This window comes from Xanthomonas sp. BRIP62415 (assembly GCF_003993515.1).
Taxonomy (GTDB): domain Bacteria; phylum Pseudomonadota; class Gammaproteobacteria; order Xanthomonadales; family Xanthomonadaceae; genus Xanthomonas; species Xanthomonas euroxanthea.
This window is the reverse complement of sequence record NZ_QEZH01000013.1, coordinates 223,063-247,605: the sequence shown is the minus strand read 5'-3', so window position 1 is coordinate 247,605 and position 24,543 is coordinate 223,063. Positions and strand designations below refer to the sequence as shown.

At 65.7% G+C, this 24,543-nt stretch carries 20 protein-coding genes and 1 riboswitch; of the genes, 16 read left to right on the top strand and 4 right to left on the bottom strand.

Going from position 1 to position 24,543, the window contains the following annotated elements; genetic code table 11:
- Nucleotides 1–251: 251 nt before the first annotated feature.
- The 5 genes from EO141_RS04285 to crcB all read left to right on the top strand — a co-directional run bounded on the left by EO141_RS04285 (nt 252) and on the right by crcB (nt 7,501).
- On the top strand, nt 252–2,609 hold the full coding sequence (locus EO141_RS04285) for a DNA translocase FtsK (RefSeq protein WP_104582660.1): 2,358 nt from the start codon (nt 252–254) through the stop codon (nt 2,607–2,609).
- Nucleotides 2,610–2,804: 195 nt separating this feature from the next.
- On the top strand, nt 2,805–4,739 hold the full coding sequence (locus tag EO141_RS04280) for a DUF3857 and transglutaminase domain-containing protein (protein WP_127168598.1): 1,935 nt from the start codon (nt 2,805–2,807) through the stop codon (nt 4,737–4,739).
- A gap of 96 nt (nt 4,740–4,835) precedes the next feature.
- The gene (lolA, locus tag EO141_RS04275) at nt 4,836–5,465 is read left to right on the top strand and encodes an outer membrane lipoprotein chaperone LolA (protein WP_127168597.1); all 630 of its coding nucleotides are present in this window, start codon (nt 4,836–4,838) and stop codon (nt 5,463–5,465) included.
- 159 nt (nt 5,466–5,624) lie between these two features.
- Complete coding sequence (locus EO141_RS04270; RefSeq protein ID WP_241236620.1) at nt 5,625–6,914, top strand: replication-associated recombination protein A; 1,290 nt, start codon at nt 5,625–5,627, stop codon at nt 6,912–6,914.
- A 2-nt stretch (nt 6,915–6,916) separates the two neighbouring features.
- Nucleotides 6,917–6,985, top strand: a riboswitch (Fluoride riboswitch).
- A gap of 114 nt (nt 6,986–7,099) precedes the next feature.
- Nucleotides 7,100–7,501: a fluoride efflux transporter CrcB gene (gene crcB / locus EO141_RS04265; RefSeq protein ID WP_127168595.1), complete on the top strand. Its 402-nt coding sequence runs from the start codon at nt 7,100–7,102 to the stop codon at nt 7,499–7,501.
- 326 nt (nt 7,502–7,827) lie between these two features.
- On the opposite strand, the gene EO141_RS04260 is transcribed toward crcB, so the two are convergent.
- From EO141_RS04260 to EO141_RS04250, 3 genes are all read right to left on the bottom strand, one after another.
- On the bottom strand, nt 7,828–9,033 hold the full coding sequence (locus EO141_RS04260) for an acetyl-CoA C-acyltransferase (protein ID WP_024940117.1): 1,206 nt from the start codon (nt 9,031–9,033) through the stop codon (nt 7,828–7,830).
- 155 nt (nt 9,034–9,188) lie between these two features.
- Entirely contained in the window at nt 9,189–11,561 is a 2,373-nt protein-coding gene (locus tag EO141_RS04255; protein WP_126945749.1) for a 3-hydroxyacyl-CoA dehydrogenase/enoyl-CoA hydratase family protein, read from the bottom strand.
- A gap of 25 nt (nt 11,562–11,586) precedes the next feature.
- The gene (locus tag EO141_RS04250; RefSeq protein ID WP_024940119.1) at nt 11,587–12,219 is read right to left on the bottom strand and encodes a TetR/AcrR family transcriptional regulator; all 633 of its coding nucleotides are present in this window, start codon (nt 12,217–12,219) and stop codon (nt 11,587–11,589) included.
- Nucleotides 12,220–12,436: 217 nt separating this feature from the next.
- Between EO141_RS04250 and ndk the strand changes: the two genes are divergently transcribed.
- The 8 genes from ndk (at nt 12,437) to glp (ending at nt 20,512) form a co-directional block, all read left to right on the top strand.
- Nucleotides 12,437–12,862: a nucleoside-diphosphate kinase gene (gene ndk, locus EO141_RS04245; RefSeq protein ID WP_024940120.1), complete on the top strand. Its 426-nt coding sequence runs from the start codon at nt 12,437–12,439 to the stop codon at nt 12,860–12,862.
- Nucleotides 12,863–12,880: 18 nt separating this feature from the next.
- Nucleotides 12,881–14,086, top strand: coding sequence for a 23S rRNA (adenine(2503)-C(2))-methyltransferase RlmN (rlmN, locus tag EO141_RS04240; RefSeq protein WP_127168594.1), 1,206 nt, complete (start codon nt 12,881–12,883; stop codon nt 14,084–14,086).
- A 10-nt stretch (nt 14,087–14,096) separates the two neighbouring features.
- The gene (pilW, locus tag EO141_RS04235; RefSeq protein ID WP_126946081.1) at nt 14,097–14,885 is read left to right on the top strand and encodes a type IV pilus biogenesis/stability protein PilW; all 789 of its coding nucleotides are present in this window, start codon (nt 14,097–14,099) and stop codon (nt 14,883–14,885) included.
- Nucleotides 14,882–15,742, top strand: a complete 861-nt coding sequence (locus EO141_RS04230; RefSeq protein WP_104582653.1) for a helix-turn-helix domain-containing protein — start codon at nt 14,882–14,884, stop codon at nt 15,740–15,742. Before pilW ends, EO141_RS04230 begins: the two co-directional genes overlap by 4 nt.
- 70 nt (nt 15,743–15,812) lie before the next feature.
- Nucleotides 15,813–16,451 (top strand): tetratricopeptide repeat protein, encoded by a 639-nt coding sequence (locus tag EO141_RS04225; RefSeq protein WP_104648722.1) that lies wholly within the window; start codon nt 15,813–15,815, stop codon nt 16,449–16,451.
- Nucleotides 16,451–17,668, top strand: coding sequence for an outer membrane protein assembly factor BamB (bamB, locus tag EO141_RS04220; protein WP_164739055.1), 1,218 nt, complete (start codon nt 16,451–16,453; stop codon nt 17,666–17,668). Before EO141_RS04225 ends, bamB begins: the two co-directional genes overlap by 1 nt.
- 10 nt (nt 17,669–17,678) lie before the next feature.
- Nucleotides 17,679–19,076: a ribosome biogenesis GTPase Der gene (gene der, locus EO141_RS04215; protein WP_126970277.1), complete on the top strand. Its 1,398-nt coding sequence runs from the start codon at nt 17,679–17,681 to the stop codon at nt 19,074–19,076.
- 215 nt (nt 19,077–19,291) lie between these two features.
- A complete protein-coding gene (glp, locus tag EO141_RS04210; protein WP_126970279.1) occupies nt 19,292–20,512 on the top strand; it encodes a gephyrin-like molybdotransferase Glp in 1,221 nt (406 codons plus the stop codon).
- 270 nt (nt 20,513–20,782) lie between these two features.
- Here the strand turns inward: glp and moeB are convergent, their stop codons facing one another.
- Entirely contained in the window at nt 20,783–21,925 is a 1,143-nt protein-coding gene (gene moeB, locus EO141_RS04205; protein WP_126945951.1) for a molybdopterin-synthase adenylyltransferase MoeB, read from the bottom strand.
- A 104-nt stretch (nt 21,926–22,029) separates the two neighbouring features.
- Here moeB and EO141_RS04200 point away from each other — a divergent pair, with 104 nt between their 5' ends.
- The 3 genes from EO141_RS04200 (at nt 22,030) to xth (ending at nt 24,538) form a co-directional block, all read left to right on the top strand.
- The gene (locus EO141_RS04200) at nt 22,030–22,245 is read left to right on the top strand and encodes a hypothetical protein (RefSeq protein ID WP_104582649.1); all 216 of its coding nucleotides are present in this window, start codon (nt 22,030–22,032) and stop codon (nt 22,243–22,245) included.
- A gap of 505 nt (nt 22,246–22,750) precedes the next feature.
- Complete coding sequence (locus EO141_RS04195) at nt 22,751–23,329, top strand: DUF4142 domain-containing protein (RefSeq protein ID WP_127168592.1); 579 nt, start codon at nt 22,751–22,753, stop codon at nt 23,327–23,329.
- A 216-nt stretch (nt 23,330–23,545) separates the two neighbouring features.
- Nucleotides 23,546–24,538 carry an exodeoxyribonuclease III gene (xth, locus tag EO141_RS04190; RefSeq protein ID WP_127168591.1) on the top strand — a complete coding sequence of 331 codons (993 nt, stop codon included), beginning with the start codon at nt 23,546–23,548 and terminating at the stop codon, nt 24,536–24,538.
- The last annotated feature ends 5 nt before the right edge of the window (nt 24,539–24,543 follow it).

Genomic DNA, 24,543 nt, shown 5'->3' with positions numbered 1-24,543 from the left:
GCGAGTGAATTCGCGCCCCTGTGGCGGCATAGAGTGGCGGTCCCCACCCGGTGAATCAAGGCGGCGCGATGGAACTGCTTGAACCGCAGATGGCATGGTCCACCCCGTACGCGTAATCGACGCCGCCTCGTGCGGCGTTTTTTGTTGACCGGCGCGTGCCCGGGCAGGCGACGCTCATACAACAGCTGAAACCGCGGCCTCGGTCGTTTATTATCAACCACTAACAGCATTTTTCTAAGGTCTGGCTACAGGTGGCAAAGCAGGTTCCCGAACGCAGCAAGCCCGCTGAGGGCAAGACGTCCTCGCGCAAGACAGCGGTGGCGGACAATCCGCGTCGGCAAAAGCTCTGGCGCGATCTGGCATTGATCGCGGTGGCGCCGCTGCTGCTGTATCTGCTAGCCAGCCTGTTCACCTATTCGAGCGCCGATCCCGGCTGGTCGCAGACCGGCAGCGTGGTCGCGCCGGTGCACAACATGGGCGGCCGCGTCGGCGCCTGGACGGCCGACGTACTGCTGCAGCTGTTCGGTTATGTGGCCTTTCTGCTGCCGGTGGTGCTGGGCGCGGTGGCCTGGATCGCCTTGTTCGGCATGGACAAGGAAGGGCAGGCCGAAGCCGATCTGGGGCCGGCATTGCGGCTGGTCGGCATGGTCGGGTTCTTGATCGCCTCGACCGGCTTCCTGCATCTGCGCCTGTTCAACGGCGATGTGGCCGGGGCCGGCGGGATCCTCGGGCGCTTGGTCAGCAATTCGCTGAGCGCCGGGTTCGGGGCGCTGGGTGCCAACCTGTTCGTGCTGGTGCTGCTGCTGGTGTCGATCACCCTGGCCACCGGCCTGTCGTGGTTTGCGGTGATGGAGCGTATCGGCACCTGGGTGCTGGCGCTGGGGCCGTTGATGCAACGCAAGACCCACCAGGCCAGCGAGTGGCAGCAGACCCGCGTGATGCGCGAAGAGCGCGAGGAAGTGCGCAAGGTCGATGCGGTCAAGCAGGCCAAGCGCGAGCCGGTCAAGATCGAGCCGCCGCCGGCACCGGTGGTGGAAAAGAGCGAGCGCGCCAAGCGCGATACCCAGATCCCGATGTTCCAGGGCGTCAGCACCGACGGTTCCGACCTGCCGCCGCTCGCGCTGCTGGACGACCCCAAGCCGCAGGCCAAGGGCTATTCGGAAGAGACGCTGGAGACGTTGTCGCGGCAGATCGAGTTCAAGCTCAAGGACTTCCGCATCGAGGCGCAGGTGGTCGGGGCCTATCCGGGCCCGGTGATCACCCGTTTCGAGATCGAGCCGGCGCCGGGCATCAAGGTCAGCCAGATCAGCTCGCTGGACAAGGACATCGCGCGCGGGCTGTCGGTCAAGTCGGTGCGCGTGGTGGATGTGATCCCGGGCAAGTCGGTGATCGGCCTGGAGATCCCCAATGTCAGCCGCGAGATGATCTTCCTGTCCGAACTGCTGCGCTCCAAGGAATACGACAAGTCGGCCAGCCCGCTGACGCTTGCCCTGGGCAAGGACATCGCCGGACGCCCGACCGTCGCCGACCTGGCGCGCATGCCGCATTTGCTGGTGGCCGGTACCACCGGCTCGGGCAAGTCGGTGGCGGTCAACGCGATGGTGCTGAGCCTGCTGTTCAAGGCTTCGCACAAGGAACTGCGGATGCTGATGATCGACCCGAAGATGCTGGAACTGAGCGTCTACCAGGGCATCCCGCATCTGCTGGCGCCGGTGGTCACCGACATGAAGGAGGCCGCCAACGGCCTGCGCTGGTGCGTGGCCGAGATGGAGCGCCGCTACAAGCTGATGAGCGCGGTGGGCGTGCGCAACCTGGCCGGCTTCAACAAGAAGATCAAGGACGCCATCGACGCCGGCCAGCCGATGATGGACCCGCTGTTCAAGCCCAACCCCGAACTGGGCGAAGCGCCGCGGCCATTGGAAACGCTGCCGTTCATCGTGATCTTCATCGACGAATTCGCCGACATGATGATGATCGTCGGCAAGAAGGTCGAGGAGCTGATCGCGCGCCTGGCACAAAAGGCGCGTGCGGCCGGCATCCATCTGATCCTGGCCACGCAGCGGCCGTCGGTGGACGTGATCACCGGCCTGATCAAGGCCAATATCCCAACCCGCGTGGCGTTCCAGGTCAGCTCCAAGATCGACTCGCGCACCATCCTGGATCAGTCCGGCGCCGAAGCGCTGCTGGGCAACGGCGACATGCTGTACCTGCCGCCGGGCACGGCGCTGCCGGACCGCGTGCATGGCGCCTTCGTCAGCGACGAGGAAGTGCATCGGGTGGTCGAGCACCTCAAGGCCAGCGGGCCGGTGTCGTATGTCGACGGCGTGCTGGACGAAGTGCAGACCATGGGCGATGGCACCGTAGTCGGTGCGACCGGCTTGCCCGAGAGCAGCGGTGGTGGCGGCGACGAGTCCGACCCCTTGTACGACGAAGCCTTGCGTATCGTCACCGAAACCCGGCGCGCCTCGATCTCCGGCGTGCAGCGGCGCTTGAAGATCGGCTACAACCGCGCCGCACGCCTGATCGAAGCGATGGAAGCGGCCGGCGTGGTCAGCCAACCCGAGCACAATGGCGACCGCACCGTGCTGGCGCCGCCGCCGCCCAAGTAACCGGCGGCCGGCAACGCGGTGGAATCCGCCTGCCGGTGGCAGCGGGATTCCGCGCTGATCCGCGCTGATCCGGGCTGCCTGTGCATGCCCGCGCGCAGGGATGCGGTGATCTTGGAGGCCGGTGCCTGACGCTGCGGCGTGCACCGGCTACCCTGTTGCACGAGGGCCGCTCCGGCCCGCCGCGATTCAAGGCCCATGCTGCGTCGTTCCGTCTTGCTGCTCCTGCTGCTGATCCCATTGCCGTTGCTGGCCCAGGCCCAGCAACAGCCTGCGCCTGCTGCCGCTGCGGCGCGCGCGCAGGCCGACACCAACTACAGCTTCGTGCGCTACCGCGCCGACTACGAAGTGCGTGCCGACGCCAGCAGCGTGGAAACCGACGAGTACGAGATCCTGCTGAAGACCAAATCGGCGGTGGAGCAGTTCAGCCAGGTGCGGCTGAGCTACAGCGAGAAGATGGAGACCCTGGAGGTGCTGCAGGCCTATACCGTCACCGCCGAAGGACTGCGCCAGGACGTGGCGCCCGACAAGATCTACACCCAGGAAAGCTATTCCAGTGCTGCGGCGGCGATGTATGCCGACCGCAAGGTCAAGGTGGTGGTGTTCCCGAATCTGGCGCCGGGTGCGCGCATCGTCTACCGCGTGCGGCGGGCGCAGAACACGCCGTACTTCCCCGGGTACTTCAGCCTGTGGGAGACCTTCAGCGTGTTCGCGCAATACGACGATGCGGTGGTCACCCTGGTGGCGCCGAAGGCATTGCCGATGCATTTGTCGGTGCGCGGGCTGCAGGGCGGGACCAGGCCGGTGGTGCGCGGCGACCAGGCGCGCTGGGAGTGGCGCTATCAGCGCACCGCGCCGATGAAGAACCAGAACTGGAGTGCGGCGACCTGGGAATTCAGCCCCACCCTGATGGCCAGCACCTTCGACAGCTGGTCGCAGATGGGCCTGGCCTATCACGTCAAGGGCGGCCGCGCCGCCGCAGTGACGCCGGCGATCCAGGCGCTGGCCGACGAAGTGACCCGCGGTATCGACGCGCCGCGCGCGCAGGCCGCCGCGTTGTACGCGTGGGTGGCGCGCAATATCCGCTACGTGGCGGTGTACCTGGGCAACGGCGGGCTGGAGCCCAATGGCGCCGACAGCATCCTGGCCAACCACTATGGCGACTGCAAGGACCACACCGTGATCCTGGAAGCCTTGCTGGCGGCCAAGGGCATCGCCAGCACGCCGGTGCTGATCGGTGCCGAAGGCGGGCCGACACTGCCGCCGATTCCGGTGCTTGGCCGCTTCAACCACGCCATCACCTACATCCCGGCGTTCGACCTGTATGTGGATTCGACCAATCCCTATGCGCGCTTCGGCCAGTTGCCGGCCGGCGATCTCGGCGCGCCGGTGGTGCATACGCTGGACGGAAAGGTCACGCATACCCCGCCCAACGACCGCAAGGTCAATCGCTATGTCGCGCGTACCGAGTACCGCTTTACCCCCGAGGGTGGGTTGCACGGCCTGACCACGCTCGACAGCGGGCAGACCGGCGAGGTGGGGCTGCGGGCGATGTTCGTGCAGCTCAATGCGCAGAACCGCAATCGCATCGAGGAGTCGATCATTGCGCAGTCCGGCTTCGATGGCACCGGCGATCTGCTGATTCAGGGCGACCCGCTGGACCTGGATGCGCCGTTCAACTATCGCTACGCGTTCCAGGCCGACGATGCAGTGGATTTTTCGGTGGTCGGCGGCATGACCTTGCCGGATATGCCCGGCGCCGAATCCACCCGCGGCATCTACACGACCACCTCGGCCGAAGACAACCTGACCCCGTTCTACTGCAACGACAGCGTGCGCGAAGAGACCTATGTGGTGAGCTTTCCGGCGACGGTGCCGATCATCGCGATCCCGCGCAGCAGCCGCTTTCGCAATGCCGCTGGCGAGTATGCGGTCGAGTGGACGCGCCAGGGCCAGACGGTGACGGCGGTGCACCGGTTGCAGCGCGCTGCAGTGCGTGGGCCGCAGGCGCTGTGTCAGCCGCAGGATTACCGCGCGTTTCGCGAGCTCTACCAGCAGGTACGGCGCGGTTTTCGCGGCCAGATCGTGTATGGCGATCTGGCCAGGGTGCAGACCGCACAGGGAATGGACTGACCGGCCGCCGCCGCGATCTGAACGCATCACGCGATAGCGCTCGCCCATTCATCTACGAAGTATCAGAATTCCCGCATTCCCTTTCTGGAAACTGCGATGCATCGCCAGCTCCGTTATGCCGTCCTCGCCACCGCTCTGTTCGCCGGCACCGCGTTCGCCGGCGCGCGCCAGGAGCTGGATACGTTCACGCGCGGCCTCAAAGGCCTGGACGGGCAGTTCAGCCAGCAGGTTTCCGATGCCAATGGTCGGGTCAAGGAGCGCGCGAGCGGGCGGGTGGCATTGTCGGCGCCGCGCCAGTTCCGTTGGGAGTACGCCAAGCCCTACCGGCAGTTGATCGTGGCCGACGGCAAGAAGGTCTGGGTGTTCGACCCGGATCTGGAGCAGGTGACCGTGCGCGCGCAGGGCAGCGAAGAACAGAACAGCCCCCTGGTCGCGTTGATCGACCCGGCGCGCCTGGACAAGCAGTACGACGTCAGCGAAGAGGCGGCGCCACGTGACGGACTGCAGTGGCTGTCGCTGACGCCCAAGGTCGACACCGAGGCCAGCTTCCAGATGGCCTCGCTGGGGTTCGGCAAGGATGGCCTGGCCAGGATGGAAGTGGTGGACGCGGTCGGCCAGCGCACCGCGATCAGCTTCAGCGGCTGGAAGCGCAATCCGGCATTCGCGGCCGACACCTTCCGCTATGCGCCGGGCAAGGGCGTGGACGTGGTCGGCGACGCGCAGTAAGCCGTTGCTTGCAGTTGTCGTGCAGCCAACGGCCGTGTTCGCAGAAGGTCGTTGGCTGACGCGATACAATGCCGCGTGGCACGAACCAAGCTCCCCATCACTCCCGAAGCCGATCTGCTCAGCGTAGACGGCGAGCATTTGCGCCCGCTGGCCGAGCGCATGCGTCCGCGCACCCTCGACGAGATGGTCGGGCAGAAGCGACTGCTCGCGCCCGACAGCGCATTGCGACGCGCGGTGGAATCCGGCCGCGTGCATTCGATGATCCTGTGGGGCCCGCCCGGCTGCGGCAAGACCACCCTGGCGCTGCTGCTGGCGCATTACGCCGATGCCGAATTCAAGGCGATCTCGGCGGTGTTGTCGGGTTTGCCGGAGGTGCGGCAGGTCCTGGCCGAGGCAGCGCAGCGTTTCGCCAGCGGACGCCGCACGGTGTTGTTCGTCGATGAGGTGCACCGCTTCAACAAGGCGCAGCAGGATGCATTCCTGCCGCATATCGAGCGCGGCACGATCCTGTTCGTCGGTGCGACGACCGAAAATCCCTCGTTCGAATTGAATTCGGCATTGTTGTCGCGCTGTCGCGTGCACGTGCTGGAAGGCGTTTCGCCGCAGGACATCGTCGAGGCCTTGCAACGTGCCCTGCATGATCCAGAGCGCGGGCTGGGGCAGGAAACGCTCCAGGTCAGCGATGCCTCGCTGCTGGAAATTGCCAGCGCCGCCGACGGCGACGTGCGCCGCGCGTTGACCCTGCTGGAGATTGCCGCGGAACTGGCAGGCGGCGAGGGTGGCCAGATCACCCCGCAGACGCTGCTGCAGGTGCTGGCCGACCGCACGCGTCGGTTCGACAAGAACGGCGAGCAGTTCTACGACCAGATCTCGGCGCTGCACAAATCGGTGCGCAGTTCCAATCCCGATGCCGCGCTGTACTGGCTCACGCGCATGCTCGACGGCGGATGCGACCCGGCATACCTGGCACGCCGGCTGACCCGCATGGCGATCGAGGACATCGGCCTGGCCGATCCGCGCGCGCAGAGCATGGCGCTGGAAGCCTGGGACATCTACGAGCGTCTGGGCAGCCCCGAAGGCGAACTGGCGTTCGCGCAGCTGGTGCTGTATCTGGCCAGCACCGCCAAGTCCAATGCCGGCTATGCCGCCTTCAACCAGGCCAAGGCCGAGGTGCGCGCCACCGGCACGCAGGAGGTGCCGCTGCACCTGCGCAATGCGCCGACCAGGCTGATGAAGACGCTCGGCTACGGGCAGGACTATCAGTACGACCACGATGCCGAAGGCGGGATCGCGCTGGACCAGACCGGCTTTCCGGATGCGATGGGCGAGCGGGTCTACTACAACCCGGTGCCGCGCGGACTGGAGATCAAGCTCAAGGAAAAGCTCGACCGTCTGCGCGCCGCGCGCGAACAGGCACGGGCTGACAAGGTCGGCAAGCCCACGGCATAATCGGCCGTGCAGGAGATGGCATTCCTCCTTGAACCGCACGCACCTTGCGCGCTGATGATGCCTGCCCACCCCCGCCGGGGCGGCAGGTCTGTGCCCCGGCATCTTTTCTCGCTCAGGAACTGGATGCTGCTGACCATGCACGACACTTCGTTGAAAACCCCTTCGGCCGCCTGCCGAGTGCGCGCATGAACGCACCGGTGTGGTGGCAGCAATTGCTGTTGGCGATGACCGGCGGTGCGCTGGGTTCCGGCCTGCGCTTTGCCATTGGTGCCTCGTTGCTGCAGCGCTTCGGCAACGGATTTCCGTGGGGCACGTTGACGGTGAATCTGCTCGGCTCCTTCGTCGCCGGCGTGCTGCTGGTCTGGCTGGATGCGCGCGGCCCGTCGAGCTGGCCGCTGCGGGCCTTGCTGATCGTCGGCGTGATCGGCGGGCTGACCACGTTCTCGTCGCTGATGATGGAATGCCTGGTGCTTGCACGCACGGATCGGTCCGCGATGATCGGCGTGTATCTGGCCATCACGCTGGTGGCCGGACTGGCGCTGGTGTTTGCCGGTGCGCGTACCGGTCAGTGGCTAGTGACGCGTTAGGCGCAGCTCTGCCGTGTAATCGCGGGAGTGAAGCCAAGGCCGGGATGCGGCGACGTTGCGAGCGTAGATACACGCCGACGATTGAATGGCTGGCATGTGTTGGCGCCGCGGGGCGACGGTCAACGTGCGATTAGGAGCCCATGCTCAGACGCGACGCCTGGCCGCGTGCCTGTCGGGCGCGCCGACGGATGCATGATGTCGCTGGCATTCGCTGACGACCGTTTGCACTGGTGCATAAAAAAGGCGTGCTTGCGCACGCCCTGATTGATCGACAGCTTGGTCGGCACTGCGAGATCGGCCCGGCGGCCGATCCCGCAGTACATGACTTACAGCGCTTCGATGATGCCCGCCGCGCCCATGCCGGTGCCGATGCACATGGTGACCATGCCGTACTTCTGCTGACGACGGCGCAGGCCGTGCACCAGGGTGGCGGCACGGATCGCACCGGTGGCGCCCAGCGGGTGGCCCAGAGCGATGGCGCCGCCGAGCGGGTTGACCTTGGACGGATCCAGTTCGCTGTCGCGGATCACCGCCAACGCCTGGGCGGCGAAGGCTTCGTTGAGCTCGATCCAGTCGATCTGGTCCTTGGTCAGGCCGGCCTGCTTGAGCGCCTTGGGAATCGCCGCGATCGGGCCGATCCCCATCACTTCCGGACGCACGCCGGCCACCGAGAAGCTGACAAAGCGCGCCAGCGGGGTCAGCCCGTAATCCTTGATCGCCTGCTCGGAGGCCAGCAGCACCGCACCGGCGCCGTCGCTCATCTGCGAGGAGTTGCCGGCGGTGACGCTGCCACCGAACTGGCCGTTGCGGAACACCGGGCGCAGCTTGGCCAGGCCTTCGAGCGAGCTGTCCGGACGCGGGCCTTCATCGGTGTCGACCAGCCGCTTGCGCAGCGCGATGACATTGCCGGCCAGGTCGGGCTGGTGCGAGAGGATTTCGTACGGAGTGATTTCGTCGCGGAATTCGCCGGCGGCAATGGCGGCAATCGCCTTCTGGTGCGAAGCGAGCGCGAATGCATCCTGATCCTCGCGCGAGACCTTCCATTCCTCGGCCACTTTCTCGGCGGTGATGCCCATGCCGTAGGCGATCGCGACGTGGTCGTCGGCAAAGACGTTCGGCGACATGGCGACCTTGTTGCCCATCATCGGCACCATCGACATCGACTCGGTACCGCCGGCCAGCATCAGGTCGGCATTGCCCAGACGGATCTGGTCGGCGGCCATCGCCACGGCCTGGATGCCGGACGAACAGAAACGATTGATGGTCTGGCCGGCCACGCTGTTGGGCAGGCCGGCGAGCAGCACGCCGATGCGCGCCACGTTCATGCCTTGCTCGCCCTCGGGCATCGCGCAGCCGATGATGGCATCGTCGATCCGCGACAGATCGATGCCCGGCGCCTGCGCCACCACTGCGCGCAAGACGTGCGCCAGCATGTCGTCGGGACGGGTATTGCGGAACACGCCCTTGGGCGCCTTGCCCACCGGCGTACGCGTGGCGGCGACGATGTAGGCTTCTTGAATCTGCTTGCTCATGGCTATCTCCGATAGCCGGGAATCGAGAATGGGGAGTCGGGAATCGCAAGTGCGGATTCGCCTGAGTTCGCCATTTTCATTACCCGGCAGAATAGTGGGGAGAAGCGGGGAGTCGGTTGGGCTTTTACCCATTCCCGATTCCCCACTCCCGATTCTCAGTTCCTGAGTGGCTTGCCCGTCTTGAGCATGTGCCCAATCCGCGCCTGGGTCTTTTCCTGCTGGGCCAGTTCGACGAAGTGCTTGCGCTCCAGCTTGAGCAGCCATTCTTCGTCGACCAGCGCGCCGCGATCGACCTCGCCGCCGCACATCACCGTGGCGATGCGGGTGGCGATTTCATAGTCGTATTCGCTGATGAAACGGCCTTCCAGCATGTTGACCAGCAGCATCTTGAAGGTGGCGATGCCGACGTCGCCGGCGACCTGGATGCGGCGTGCCGGCAGCGGAGCGCGGTAGCCGCCCTCGGCCAGTGCGCGCGCTTCGGCCTTGGCGATGTGCAAGGCCTCGAAGCCGTTGAACACCACCTTGTCGGTGGCGCGCAGCAGGCCCAGCTCCTTGGCATTGACCGCCGAATTGGAGACCTTGGCCATCGCGATGGTTTCGAAGGTCTTCTTCAGCTCGGCGAACACGTCGCCGCCCGGACCTGCCGCCACCGAGGCGCGCGCGGCGATTTCCTTCAGCCCGCCGCCGGCCGGCAGCAGGCCGACGCCGGCTTCGACCAGGCCGATGTAGCTTTCCAGCGAGGCCACGGTCTTGGCGCTATGCATCTGGAACTCGCAGCCGCCACCCAGCGCCAGCCCGCGCACCGCCGAAATCACTGGCACCTGCGCATACTTGATGCGCTGGCTGGTGGCCTGGAAGTTGGCGACCAGCGCTTCGAACGCATCGACCTTACCAGCCTGCAGCAGACCCAGCGCACCGGCCAGATCGGCGCCGGCGGAGAAGGGCTCCTTCTGCTGCCAGATCACCAGCCCGGCGAAGTCCTTCTCGGCGCGGCCGACGACCTCCTGCAGACCATTGAGCACGTGGTCGGAGACGGTGTTCATCTTGGTTTTGAAGCTGACCACGGCGATGTCGTCACCGTCGTGCCACATGCGCACGCCGTCGTTTTCGAACACCGTCTCGCCCGGCGAGAACTGCTCGCCCAGCAACGGGTCGGGGAAGCGCTGGCGCTTGTATACCGGCAACGCCGAACGCGGCAGCTTGGCATCGCGTGCCGGGCTGTACGAGCCCTCGGCTGCATGCACGCCGTCGCGGCCGTCGAACACCCAGTTCGGCAGCGGTGCGCTGCTCATGCTCTTGCCGTTGGAGATGTCTTCGGCAATCCACTGCGCCACCTGCTTCCAGCCGGCAGCTTGCCAGGTCTCGAACGGGCCGAGCGACCAGCCGTAGCCCCAGCGGATCGCCAGGTCCACGTCGCGCGCGGTCTCGGCAATATCGGCCAGGTGGTAGGCGCTGTAGTGGAACAGGTCGCGGAACGTGGCCCACAGGAACTGCGCCTGCGGGTGCTGGCTCTCGCGCAATTTGGCGAACTTCTCGGCCGGGTTCTTGATCTTGAGGATCTCGACCACTTCCGGCGCGGCGCTGCGGTCGGCGGTCCTGTAATCCTGCTTCTGCAGGTCCAGCACCACAATGTCCTTGCCGACCTTGCGGAAGATGCCGGCGCCCACCTTCTGACCGAGCGCGCCCTTGCCGATCAGCGCATCCAGCCACTTGGGCGATTTGAAATATTGATGCCACGGATCGTCGGGCAGGGTGTCGCCCATGGTCTTGATCACGTGCGCCATGGTGTCCAGGCCGACCACGTCCGAGGTGCGGTAGGTCGCCGACTTCGGGCGCCCGACCAGCGGGCCGGTCAGCGCGTCGACTTCGTCGAAGCCCAGACCGAACTCGGCGGTGTGGTGGATGGTGGACAGGATCGAGAACACGCCGATGCGGTTGCCGATGAAGTTCGGGGTGTCCTTCGCATACACCACGCCCTTGCCCAGCGTGGTGACCAGGAAGCTCTCCAGGCCTTCCAGCACGGCCTTATCGGTGCCCTTTGCGGGAATCAGTTCGGCCAGGTGCATGTAGCGCGGCGGATTGAAGAAGTGCACGCCGCAGAAGCGGTGACGCAACTGCTCGGGCAGCACGTCGGAGAGCTTGTTGATGCCCAGGCCCGAGGTATTGGAGGCCAGCACGGCGTGCTCGGCCACGAACGGGGCGATCTTCTTGTACAGGTCCTGCTTCCAGTCCATGCGCTCGGCGATGGCCTCGATGATCAGGTCGCAATCGCGCAACTGCTCCAGGCCGCTCTCGTAATTGGCCGGGGTGATCGCCTCGGCCAGCGCCTTGCTGGCGAGCGGGGCAGGGCTGAGCTTGCCGAGGTTGGCGATGGCCTTGAGCACGATGCCGTCGGCAGGACCCTCCTTGGCAGGCAGGTCGAACAGCACGGTGTCGACACCGGCGTTGGTGAGATGCGCGGCGATCTGCGCGCCCATGACGCCGGCACCGAGCACGGCAGCACGACGGACTAGCAACGGATTGGACATAGCGATGAGCCTTTGGTGTGAGCGACTACGGTGTGGAATGGGTACGGAAACCCGGTTCTGCAAAACGGATCAGTTCGCGCGCGGCGCGCGCGCGGTGGTCGGCCTCGCTGACGCCGGCCGGCCGCTTGATGAGGCCGAAATCGGCCATGGCATAGGTGAGCGCACCGGCGAGGAAATCCAGGCGCCAGTAAAGCTCCTCCTTGCTCAGGCCCGGCACGCAGGCAGCGATGGCCTTGCCGAATTCGCGCAGCACATGCCCGTAGTGGTCGGACAGGAACTTGCGCAGGTTGTCGTTCTTTTCGGCGTAGGCGCGCGCAATCACGCGCACGAAGGCGCCACCGCTCTGGCGGTCCTGGGCCATCGCCAGGGCCGGCTCGACGAAGGCCGCGAGCACCGCGGTGAGCTCGCCTGGCTGCGACTTCCTGGCCGCCTCCAGTTGCTGCAGGCGCGCGGCGGTCATCTCGTCCATGCGGCGGCGAAACACCTCGTTGACCAGGTTTTCCTTGGAGCCGAAGTGGTAGTTGACCGCGGCGATATTGACGTCGGCCTGGGTGGTCAGCTGGCGCAGCGAGGTCCCGGCGAAGCCATGCTGGGCGAACAGCTCCTCGGCCGCGCCGAGGATGCGGTCCTTGGTGGAGAAGTGGGCGGGCTTGGGCATGCGCGGGAGGAAACTCAATCAAACGATTGTTTTAGTCTACGGGCTGGCCGCCGCGCCGGTCATGCGGCAGCGCAGCACGATTCAGGGGGCGGTGTGCAAACGCAGCGACGAAGAGATAGAATTGACCATCGCAAAGAAGCCTAAGCCCGCGTTTTGACGCGGGTTTTTTTCATGATAATCTCGGGCCTTCAGTGGCCCGCCCAACGGAGATCTTCCCATGGCGCTGGAGCGCACCCTGTCCATCATCAAGCCCGACGCCGTTGCCAAGAACGTCATCGGCGAAATCTACAGCCGTTTCGAAAAGGCCGGCCTGAAAATCGTGGCATCCAAGTACAAGCAGCTGTCGCGTCGCGAAGCCGAAGGCTTCTATGCCGTGCACCGCGAGCGTCCGTTCTTCAACGCGCTGGTCGAGTTCATGATCTCCGGCCCGGTGATGATCCAGGCGCTGGAAGGCGAGAACGCCGTTGCCGCACACCGTGACCTGCTGGGCGCGACCAATCCCAAGGACGCCGCGCCGGGTACCATCCGCGCCGACTTCGCCGACTCGATCGATGCCAACGCCGCCCACGGCTCGGATTCGGTCGAGAACGCTGCCAACGAAGTCGCGTATTTCTTTGCCGCCACCGAAGTGGTCTCGCGCTGAGGCCGAGAGAGTCGAATCGTGAATGAGGTCGTGATCCCCTCCGTGCTGCAGGACGTCCCCGTCCGTGCCCCGGAACTGCGCAAGCAGAACCTGCTCGACCTCGACCGCGAGGGACTGGAGCGCTTCTTCGCCGACACGCTCGGCGAAGCGCGCTACCGTGCCCATCAGGTGATGAAGTGGATCCACCATCGCTACGTCACCGATTTCGACCAGATGACGGACCTCGGCAAGGCGCTGCGTGCGAAGTTGCACCAGCATGCCGAGGTCCTCGTCCCGAATGTCGTGTTCGACAAGCCGTCCACCGATGGGACCCACAAATGGCTGCTGGCCATGGGCACCGACGGCAAGAACGCGATCGAAACCGTCTACATCCCCGACAAGGGCCGCGGCACGCTGTGCGTGTCGTCCCAGGTCGGCTGCGGCCTGAACTGCACCTTCTGTTCGACCGCCACCCAGGGCTTCAACCGCAACCTCACCACTGCCGAGATCGTCGGGCAGGTGTGGGTGGCGGCGCGCCATCTGGGCAACGTGCCGCACCAGCAGCGCCGCCTCACCAATGTGGTGATGATGGGTATGGGCGAGCCGTTGATGAATTTCGACAACGTCGTGCGCGCGATGAGCGTGATGCGCGACGACCTGGGCTACGGCCTGGCCAGCAAGCGGGTGACGCTGTCGACCTCGGGCCTGGTGCCGATGATCGACCGGCTCTCGACCGAAAGCGATGTCTCGCTGGCGGTCTCCTTGCATGCCGCCAACGACACGCTGCGCGAAAGCCTGGTGCCGTTGAACAAGAAGTACCCGATCGCCGAGCTGATGGAGTCGTGCGCGCGCTATCTGCGCGGCAACAAGAAGCGCGATTCGGTCACCTTCGAGTACACCTTGATGAAGGGCATCAACGACCAGCCCGAGCATGCGCGCCAGCTGGCCCGGTTGATGCGGCAGTTCGACAATGCGGTGCAGTCCAAGGACGCCGGCAAGGTCAATCTGATCCCGTTCAATCCATTCCCGGGCACGCGTTATGAGCGCTCGGGCGAGACCGAGATCCGCGCCTTCCAGAAGATCCTGCTCGATGCGCAAGTACTGACGATGGTGCGCCGTACCCGCGGTGACGACATCGACGCCGCCTGTGGGCAGCTCAAGGGGCAGGTCATGGACCGTACCCGTCGGCAGGCGGATTTCCTGCGTTCCCTGGAAGGGCAGGCCGGTCGAGATGCGGCAGCGTGATCTTGCCGTCATGGCGGCCGCGGCGATCGCGCTGAGCGTGGTCGGCTGCGGTGGTCGCAATGCAAAGGCGGGCTCGGTCCAGACGGTCGAGGAGGTCGCGCAGGTGCACTCGTTCCGCGACAGCAACGCAACCAAGAATCGTCTGGCGGTGCAGGAGAAGCTCGGTCTGGCCAATAACCGGCTGCAGATAGGCGACTATGCCGCTGCCGAGGAACAGGTCCGTGCAGCCTTGAAGAAAGATCCCCAATCGGTGGATGCCATTGGGTTGCTCGCGCTGATTCAGGGTGCCAAGGGCGATGTTTCCGGCTCCGGTGCCTCCTACCGCCGGGCTGCGGAACTTGCACCCCAGCGTGGCGATGTCTTGAACAATTACGGCGCATGGTTGTGCGCGAACGGCTCGCCGGCCGAAGCCTTGCTCTGGTTCGATCGCGCCCTGACCGACAGAAACTACGCATCGCCCGCCTCTGCATTGGGCAATGCAGGCGGTTGCGCGCTCAAGGCGGGGCAGCCGGAACGTGCAGCCAGTGACTTGCGGAAAGCGCTGGAACTGGATCCAGTCAATCCGTACGCACTCGAGTCGATGGCGCGTTCGGAAGCGACACGTCGCAATTATTTCGAAGCGCGCGCCTTTATCGAACGACGGCTTGCGGCTGCACCGGCAACCGCTTCCGTGTTACAACTCGCCATTCAGATTGAGCAAGGGCTGGGCGACAAGGTAGCTGCCAGCCGTTACCAACAGCGGTTGGTCAGGGAATTTCCTGACGCAGCGACCGCCAACTCCGGGGCCAATGCATTGTGATCAGTGATTCCAATCCGAACCCTTTCGAGCAAGAAAAGGGCTGCGGACAGCATTTGCGCGATGCGCGCGAAGCGGCAGGTCTGAGCGTGGACGAAGTCGCCGGCAAGCTGCGCATGCCGGCGCATGTGGTGCGCTCGCTGGAGCAGGAGGAATGGCAGCGCCTGGGCGCGCCGGTCTTTGTGCGTGGTCAGTTGCGCAGCTATGCGCGCCTGCTACATGTGGACCTGGAGCCATTGCTGAAGCAGGCCACCATTGCGCCGATCGAGCCGGTCAAGCTGGTCAGTCATACGCATACGCCGCGGGCGCGGCGCATCCTGGAAAGCACGGCGCGCAAGGCGATGTATGTGGTGATCACCGGGGTGTTCGCGGTGCCGGTGTGGTATGCGACCCGTTCGCACCTGGATGGCACGGTGCCCAGCACGGTGTCGCTGGACAGCATGCCCGAAACGCCCAGGGCCGGTACACCGGCCAACGCTGCAACACAGCCGGCCGGCGCGCCGCGCGAGCAGCCGGCCCCGTACATCGCCTCGATGACGCCAGTGCCGCGCGCCACGCCCGAGGTCGAGACGCCTGCAGCGGCGTCCGCCACTGGCGGCAGTCTGTCGTTGAGCTTCAGTGGCGACAGCTGGGTGCAGATTCTGGCGCCCGATGGCAGCGCGGTCGAAAAAGCACTGGTGCGTGCCGGCGAGCGTCGCAGTTATTCGCCCGGGCAGGTGGGCCGGGTCGTGCTGGGCAACGCGTCGGCGGTAGAGGTTCAGCAAGGCGGCAGTATCGTCGACGTGAGACCGTTCCAGCGCGCTAACGTCGCCCGTTTTGCGGTATCCTCCGACGGCTCCGTGGTACCTGCTTCCGAGTGAAGCGGACTGCGGTTTTTCATTTTTCCCTATTGATGTTCCGCGCCTCCGGGATGACGGAGCGAGAGTACGCATGGCGATCGACGATCTGCTGGACGAACACGAACAAGGCGAACGCGTTCGTTCCTGGTTGAGAAAGAATGGCGCAGGGCTGATTGGCGGCGTCGTACTGGGCCTGGCCCTGATCCTGGGCTGGCAGTGGTGGCAGAAGCACACCGCCACTCAATCGGTGGAAGCCAATACCCGTTACGAGGCGGTGGTGAAGTCCATCCAGGGCAAGGACCTGGACAAGGCGGCCAAGGACATCGTGGCGCTCGATGACGGCAAGGGTGGAATCTACGCCGAGCTGGCTGCATTGCGTCTGGCCAAGGCCCAGGTGGATGCCGGCAAGCATGCCGAGGCGATCAAGACCTTGCGCGACGTGCCCGCCGAAGGCGAGCTCAAGCAGATCGTGCAGCAGCGCCTGGCGCGCGTGCTGACCGAAAGCGGCAAGCCGGACGAAGCGATCAAGCTGCTGGCCGATGCGCAGGATCACACCAGCCTGGAGATCCGCGCCGATGCGCTGGTGGTGCAGGGCAAGCCGGATCAAGCGCGTGCGCTCTACGCCAAGGCCCTGACCACGGTGGACGTGGCCTCGCCGCAGCGCCGTTTGCTGGAAACCAAGCTGATGGATGTGGGCGGCAAGGTGCCCGATCCGGCGGAGCCGATTTGATGAAGCAGGTTGATATGTACAAGCGCATTGCATTGATCGCCCTGATGGGCGTGTCGCTGGCCGGTTGCGGCACCGTCAAGGGCTGGTTTGCCGGGAAGGACGCTGCCGCCAAGAAGGCGCAGGAACCTGCCGAGCTGGTCAAGTTCGAGCCGTCGGTCAAGGTCGACAAGATCTGGTCCACCGGCGTGGGCAAGGGCGAAGGCCATATCGGCGTGCGTCAGCGTCCGGCGGTGGCCGATGGCAAGGTGTACGCCTCGGCGATCACCGGCGGCGTGCAGGCACTGGACCTGCAGACCGGCAAGCGCGTGTGGGAATACAAGCCCAAGAAGGAAGAGCGCAACGATCGCAAGTTCAAGCAGCGCCTGTCCGGTGGCCCCGGCGTCGGCGATGGCCTGGTGGTGATCGGGACGCTGTCTGGCGACGTGATTGCGTTGAACCAGGCCGATGGCACCGAAAAGTGGCGTGCCAAGGTGCCGAACGAAGTCATCGCTGCACCGGCCATTGCACAGAACCTGGTGCTGGTGCGCAGCAACGATGGTCGCGTCACTGCCTTCGACGCAGCCACCGGCGAGCGTCGCTGGTTCCATGCCGAAGAAGGCCCGACCCTGTCGGTGCGCGGCAATGCACCGATCGTGACCGGCCCGGGTGTGCTGTTCGTCGGCAACGATAGCGGCACCTTGAGCGCCCTGGCGTTGCAGGACGGCCGCCCGTTGTGGGAACAGGCAATTGGGGTGCCGGAAGGCCGCACCGAGCTGGAGCGCATGTCCGATGTGGACGGCGCGCCGGTGCTCGACGGCACCACGCTGTATGCGACCAGCTTCAAGAACGAAACCCTCGCACTGGAAGGCCCGAGCGGTCGTCCGCTGTGGACGCGCGATCACGGCGGCGCCGGTGGCGTCGGCGTGTCGTCCGCGGTGGTGGTCGTGTCCGACAACGCCGGCTCGGTGTGGGGCCTGGACAAGAGCAGCGGTGCGGCGATGTGGTCGCAGGCCGCGCTGGCGCGTCGCTCCCTGACCGGTGTGGCCATCCAGGGCGATTACGCCGTGGTCGGCGATTACAAGGGCTATCTGCACTGGCTGAAACTCAGCGACGGTGCACTGGCCGCGCGCGCTCGCGCTGGACGCGACACGCTGCTGGCGCAGCCGATCGTCGTGGATGGCATTCTGTTGGTACAAAACACCGATGGCGATATCACCGCCTTCCGGTTGGCACAATAAGGACTTCGCGATGCTGCCCCTGGTCGCCCTGGTCGGACGGCCCAATGTCGGCAAGTCCACCATCTTCAATGCGCTGACGCGCACCCGTGACGCGCTGGTCCACGACCAGCCCGGCGTCACCCGCGACCGTAACTACGGGGTCTGCCGTCTCGACGAGGAGCGCCCGTTCATCGTCGTCGATACCGGCGGTATCGCCGGCGACGAGGAAGGCCTGGCCGGCGCCACCGCACGCCAGGCACGTGCCGCGGCCGGTGAAGCCGATCTGGTGCTGTTCGTGGTCGACGGCCGCGAAGGTGCCTCCTCGCTGGATGACGAGATCCTGGCCTGGCTGCGCAAGCTGGCGCGGCCGACCGTGCTGGTCATCAACAAGATCGACGGCACCGACGAGGAGACCGTGCGTTCGGAATTCGCGCGCTACGGCTTCTCCGACGTGGTGGCGCTGTCTGCCGCGCATCGGCAGGGCATCGACGAGTTGCTCGAGGAAGTCGGCGCACGCCTGCCCGAGGAAGGTGCCGGCGAGTTGCTGGACACCGACCCGGCACGTGTACGCGTCGCCTTTGTCGGCCGCCCGAACGTAGGCAAGTCGACGCTGGTCAATCGCCTGCTCGGCGAGGAGCGCATGATCGCCTCGGAAGTGCCGGGCACCACGCGCGATTCGATCGCCGTGGACATGGACCGCGACGGGCGCCAGTACCGCTTGATCGACACGGCCGGCCTGCGTCGCCGCGGCAAGGTCGAGGAGGCGGTGGAGAAATTCAGCGCGTTCAAGACGCTGCAGGCGATCGAGCAATGCCAGGTCGCGGTGCTGATGCTCGATGCCGGCGAAGGCGTCACCGATCAGGACGCGACCATCCTGGGGGCGATCCTTGATGCCGGTCGTGCCCTGGTGGTGGCGATCAACAAATGGGACGGGCAGAGCGACTACCAGCGTGCGCAGGCCGAAGACCTGCTGTCGCGCAAGCTGGGCTTCGTCAGCTGGGCCGAGGCGGTGCGGATTTCCGCGCTGCACGGCTCGGGCATGCGCGAGTTGTTCCAGGCGATCCATCGCGCACACGCGTCGGCCACGCACGAGTTCAGCACCAGCGAAGTCAACCAGGCGCTAGAAATCGCCTACGAGACCAATCCGCCGCCGAGCATCCGTGGCCATGTTTCCAAGCTGCGTTACGTGCATCCGGGTGGCGCAAATCCGCCGACCTTCATCGTGCATGGCACGCGCCTGAAGGTGCTGCCGGAGTCCTACAAGCGCTATCTGGAAAACTTCTTCCGCAAGCGCTTCAAGCTGGTCGGCACGCCGGTGCGTTTCATCTTCCGCGAGGGTGCCAATCCGTACGAGGGCAAGAAGAACACGCTCACCGAACGGCAGGTGGCGCGCAAAAGACGGTTGATGAAGCACGTCAAGGGCAAGTAAGCAGGGCACTTAGGGCATGTGCGGGTGCCGGCAGGGCGGCAGGCACCAGCCACGCGTGGCGCGCGATCGTCAGGTGGAGTGAGTGCCGGACCCTTCTTGCCATGGCGATGCGGCGCGTACCACACCGGGGGTAGTGGCATTGACCTGCTTGCGGCACCTGCACGCGCGGTGCCGGGCGCTCCGGGCCGTCGTGTCGCACTGGTATCCTGCGCGCCATGACCGACTATCCCTCCCGCATTCCCTATGCGCAGGCATTGCAGATCCTGCAGGCCGTCGCAGCCAACAGCCGTCCGCCTGACGAAAACATCGCCACCTCGCGTGCCGATGGGCGCATCTGCGCTGCCGATCTGATTGCGCCGCTTGCATTGCCGCCCTTCGCCAACAGCGCGATGGATGGTTTTGCGTTGCGGCATGCCGATGTCGCTGCTGGCGATGCGTCATTGCAACTGGTCGGTGAACAATTCGCCGGCGAGCGCTGGACCGGCACGCTGAGCGCGGGCCAGTGCCTGCGCATCACCACCGGTGCGCCGCTGCCCGATGGCGCCGATACCGTGATCCCGAAGGAAGATGCGCAGGAGCGCGATGGCGTGGTGCGCTTCCGCACGGCGCCTGCCTTGGGTGCGGCGGTACGCCAGGCCGGTAGCGACGTGCGCGCGGGCGACCTGGTGATACAGAGCGGGCAGGTGTTGACGCCAGCCCGGATCGGACTGGCGGCTGCGCTGGGCCTGTCGCGGCTTGCAGTGGCGCCGCGGCCGACCATTGCGGTGCTGGCCACCGGCGATGAGCTGGTGGAGCCGGGCATGCCGTTGGGGCCGGGACAGATCTACAACAGCAACCGCGACATGCTGATGGCGCAGCTGCGGGCACTGGGCTATGCGCCGACCGCCTGGCCGACCCTGCCCGACGATCCGCAACGTATCCGCACGATGCTGGAAGATGCGGCTGCGGCCTTCGACGTGGTGATCACCTGCGGCGGCGTCTCGGCGGGAGAGAAGGATTATCTGCCGCAACTGATCGGCGAACTGGGCCGCATCCACTTCTGGCGCGTGCGCATGCGCCCGGGCATGCCGGCGGTGCTGGGCCAGATTGGGCGCTGCCTGGTGCTGGGCCTGCCGGGCAACCCCGTCTCGGTGCTGGCGACGTTGATCGCCTACGGCGTGCCGTTGCTGGATGGCCTGCAGGGACGTAGCGAGCCGCGTCCGTCCTGGCATGCGGCGCTGGCAAGCCCGTGGGAAAAACGCCACGAGCGCCTGGAGTTCCTGCGCGGGCGCCTGGAGTGCGGCGAAGACGGACGTCTGAGCGCATTGCCGCACCGCGGCGATGCATCGCATCTGTTGCGTGGCGCGGCCGACAGCAATGCCCTGATCGTATTGCCGGAACAGGCGCGGCGCTTCGAGGCGGGCGAGATCGTGCGGGTGATTCCCTACGCGCTGTGATCCCTTGGTGAACCAGGCGCCGCCAGCAGGAAATACCGTGCCTGACGCCAGCGGGCGCGGCCGCTGCACGGTGCGGCAGGTGCCCCGGTTTTTGGTCCATGCCGTTGCTTTCGTGCCATTCGCACGCATCCGCCAACGGTGCGTCACATGGTGTCGGCGACGCTGAGGGAGCGACGACACGCAGCGGAAGACATCGCCTGTCTACCCAGCAAGCCGGCGCGCGGGGATCGGCGGCAACCAACGCCGCCGATGTCCGTTCGGTCGCCGCCCTCAGCCGATTGCGCTGCCGCAGAACGCGGCGTAATCGGCATAACCGGCGAATGCGACGCCAGGTGCGCAGACCGGGCACTGCGGATCGGGCGGCAGGCGGATCTCGCGGAACCGCATCGCCAGCGCATCGAAGCTGAGCAAGCGTCCGGTGAGTGTGTCGCCGATACCGAGCAGCAGCTTGATCGCCTCGGTGGCCTGCAGCAGGCCGATCACGCCGGGCAGCACGCCCAGCACGCCGGCTTCGGCGCAGCTGGGCGCGAATTCGGCTGGCGGTGGCTCGGGAAACAGGCAGCGATAGCACGGTGCCTGGCCGCGCTTGCGGCCGGCATCGAACACGCTCAGTTGCCCTTCGAACTGCTGTACCGCGCCGTAGACCAGCGGCTTGCCGAGTTTGACGCAGGCGTCGTTGAGCAAATAACGCGCAGGAAAATTATCGGCTCCGTCGACCACGACATCCACGTCCTCGAGCAAGGCGTCGACATTGTCGGCAGTCACGCGCGCCTGCCGCGCTTGGACCTGCACGCGTGGATTGAGCGCGGCAATGCGCTGCGCGGCCGAGCTGACCTTGGCAATGCCGACGCTGTCCTCGACATGCAGGATCTGGCGTTGCAGATTGCTGCGGTCCACGACATCGTCATCGACGATCCGCAGCTGGCCGACGCCGGCGGCGGCGAGATAGAACGCCGCAGGCGAGCCGAGCCCGCCTGCACCGACGAGCAACACGCGCGAACGCGCCAGGCGCTGCTGTCCTTCAAGACCGACCTGCGGCAGGCGCAGATGGCGCGAATACCGCTCGAGAAAATCCTGCTCGTCGGGCGGCAGGGTCGGGCGCACCAGGGGGAGGCCGGCGCTCGTCCATGCGGTGGTGCCACCGAGCACCGAAGACACTTGCGTATAGCCCTTCGCGCGCAGGATCTCCGCCGTGTGTGCCGAGCGCTTGCCACTCTGGCAGATCAGCACGATCTCGCGCGCCTGCTCCGACAGGTGCTGTGCGGGTGCGGTTTCCAGATCGCGTTGCGCAATGGCCAACGCGCCTTCGGCCTGGCCGCCGGCACGCTCGTGCAGCTGCCGGATATCGACCAGCAAGGCACCTTGCAGGGCGCGCAGGCGGGCGTTTGCAGGGGAGATGTCGTGGCTGCTCATGGCGCCATTGTCGCGCAAACGCAGGGCATGCGATGCACGGGATTGCCATGTTGGCATCAGGCTCACCAGCACGGCGGTAGCGTGGTCGTACAAGGAGACCCTCAATGACACCTGATATCGACGCGCAACTGAAACAACTTGCCGATGCATTGCCTGATATGCGTCGCCAGCATCCGGACGACTTCTGGGATGTCTTCCACGCACGTGCAGAGAAGATCACCGCTGCCGCGGGCTCGCAGGAGCAGGCGGCGCAAATCGTCAAGCGGATCGACGACATCCTGGCGGCCAATCAGCTTGGACCTGCGGATCCCGGCGCCTGAGCCCGCGCTCCTCGATGCGTGGGCGTTGCGGTGAGCTAGGTTGGCCTACGCCCGATCCGCGCATCTCCAGCATCGACCGGCAGCAAGCCGGCGCGGCATAGTTGTAGCGCCGGCTTGCCCGCAGCGGTGCCTGCGCCGGTTCAGCCTGGCGGGCGCCGTATCGGCATGCAATTGCTGCCGGCACACCGTCAGGCCGCCACGCGGAACCGATGGAGACTCGAGCCTGCGGCGCGTGTGCGTCCTGCGTTCGATCGCAACGCGGGTGTCGGGCTGCCGAGGATTGCACGCAGTCCGATGATCCGAGCCATACGCGATCGCCACGGGATCCATTGGCGCACCGCACTGCACTGCACCCAATGGCGCCGAAGAACTTCGTGACCTTCACTCGAGGTGAAGTGCGGTGCGGTGCAGCAAGGTTTTTTCTCCGATCGTCGACACCGGTTCGACGATCGGGTCACGCGGGGAGGGCCAGCATGGAGGCACATCCTCTAGCGTGGAGATTCTCATGAAAGCACGTCACCCGATGTTTGCAGCGCTGGCCCTGTATTTGGGCGTCACCGTCGCTGCGCACGCGCAGACTGCAACGCAGGCCGACATGCCGGCCGCCCCCCAGCAACAGGGGGCCAACAGCATGCCGAACGCGAAGGAGCGCGAGGCGCTGGGCACCTTGAGCGCCATCAATACCAGCGAGATCAACGCGGCCAATCTCGCGTTGCAGAAGCAGGTGCGAGGCGGCGTGCGCGACTATGCGATGCAGATGGTCAAGGAGCACACCGAGAACAATCAGAAGCTGGCCAAATGGTCGCCGGATGTGTCTGCTGCCAGTGCCAAGGCGCAGATGAGCAAGGGCAAGACCGAACTGGCGACGCTGCAGAAGCTCGACGCCAAGGCATTCGAGGCCGCCTACGTCACGGCGATGGTCAAGGACCACACCGATGCATTGTCAGCGCTGGACAAGCAGCTGATTCCCGCTGCCAAAACGCCGCAGGTGCTGACGCATCTGCAGACCACGCGTAGCCATGTCGCCGACCATCTGGCGGCAGCCAAGGCCCTGCAGGCCGGCACCAAGGGTGCTGGACGCTGAGGCCTGTGCGCATTGCCGGCAAGTGACTGACCGCCCGGTTGCCGCTGCAACGGGCGGTCAAGGTTTCGAGTGTGTCGGTCAAGACCGGCGACACAGGCTGATCGTCTGCAAGGCGTGGGTATCTATGCCAGCACGGCGGAGCTTCACTCCGCTTGAGCATCTGCTTAATGCCAGGCCGGCAATGCTGTTCCATTACGCTCATCTGGCCGTTCGCCCATGTCCGCCACCACCCGCAAGATCGCGACCTTCAACGTCAATGGCATCACTAGCCGGCTGCCGCATTTGCTGGACTGGTTGCAGCGCGAGCAACCGGACATCGTTGGCTTGCAGGAACTGAAAGCCACGCAGGACGCCTTTCCGGAACAGGCGATCCGTGATGCCGGGTACGGCGTGATCTGGCAGGGCGAGAAGTCGTGGAACGGCGTGGCATTGCTGGCGCGTGGCGCCGATCCGGTGGAAATCCGTCGGGGGTTGCCATGGGACCGTGGCGATACGCAGAGCCGTTATCTCGAAGCGGCAATTCACGGGGTCGTGGTGGCCTGCCTGTATCTACCCAACGGCAATCCGCAGCCCGGGCCGAAGTTCGACTACAAGCTGGCATGGTTTCAACGCCTGATCCGGCATGCCAGGACGCTGGTGGACCTGCCACACCCGGTCGCACTGATCGGCGACTTCAACGTGGTGCCGACCGATGCCGACATCTATGATCCCAAAGGCTGGCGCAAGGATGCATTGCTGCAGCCGGAGAGCCGCCAGGCGTACCGGGCCCTGCTCGACCAGGGCTGGACCGACAGCCTGCTTGCCGTCCACGGCCAGACGCCGATCTATACCTTCTGGGACTATTTTCGCCAGCATTTTGCGCGTGATCGCGGCCTGCGCATCGATCACTTGCTGCTCAATCGCACCCTGGCGCCCGGACTGCAGGACGCCGGCGTGGACAAGTGGGTTCGTGCATTGGAAAAAGCCAGCGATCACGCGCCGACATGGATCAGCGTGCGTGTGCCGGACGTGGTAGCCGGGCAGGCACCGCAGGCCAAGGCTGTGTCCAAGCCGCGTAGACGGCCCGTCGCGAAGGCAGCTGCGGTGCGCAAGCCAACCGCGAAGACGGCGCCCAAGACCGGGACGAAGAAGACGCCAACGCCGCCCGCCACCAGCACGTCAACCGCACCCCCCAAGCCGCGCAAGCGGGCGAAGAAACGCGCTGAATAATGCGG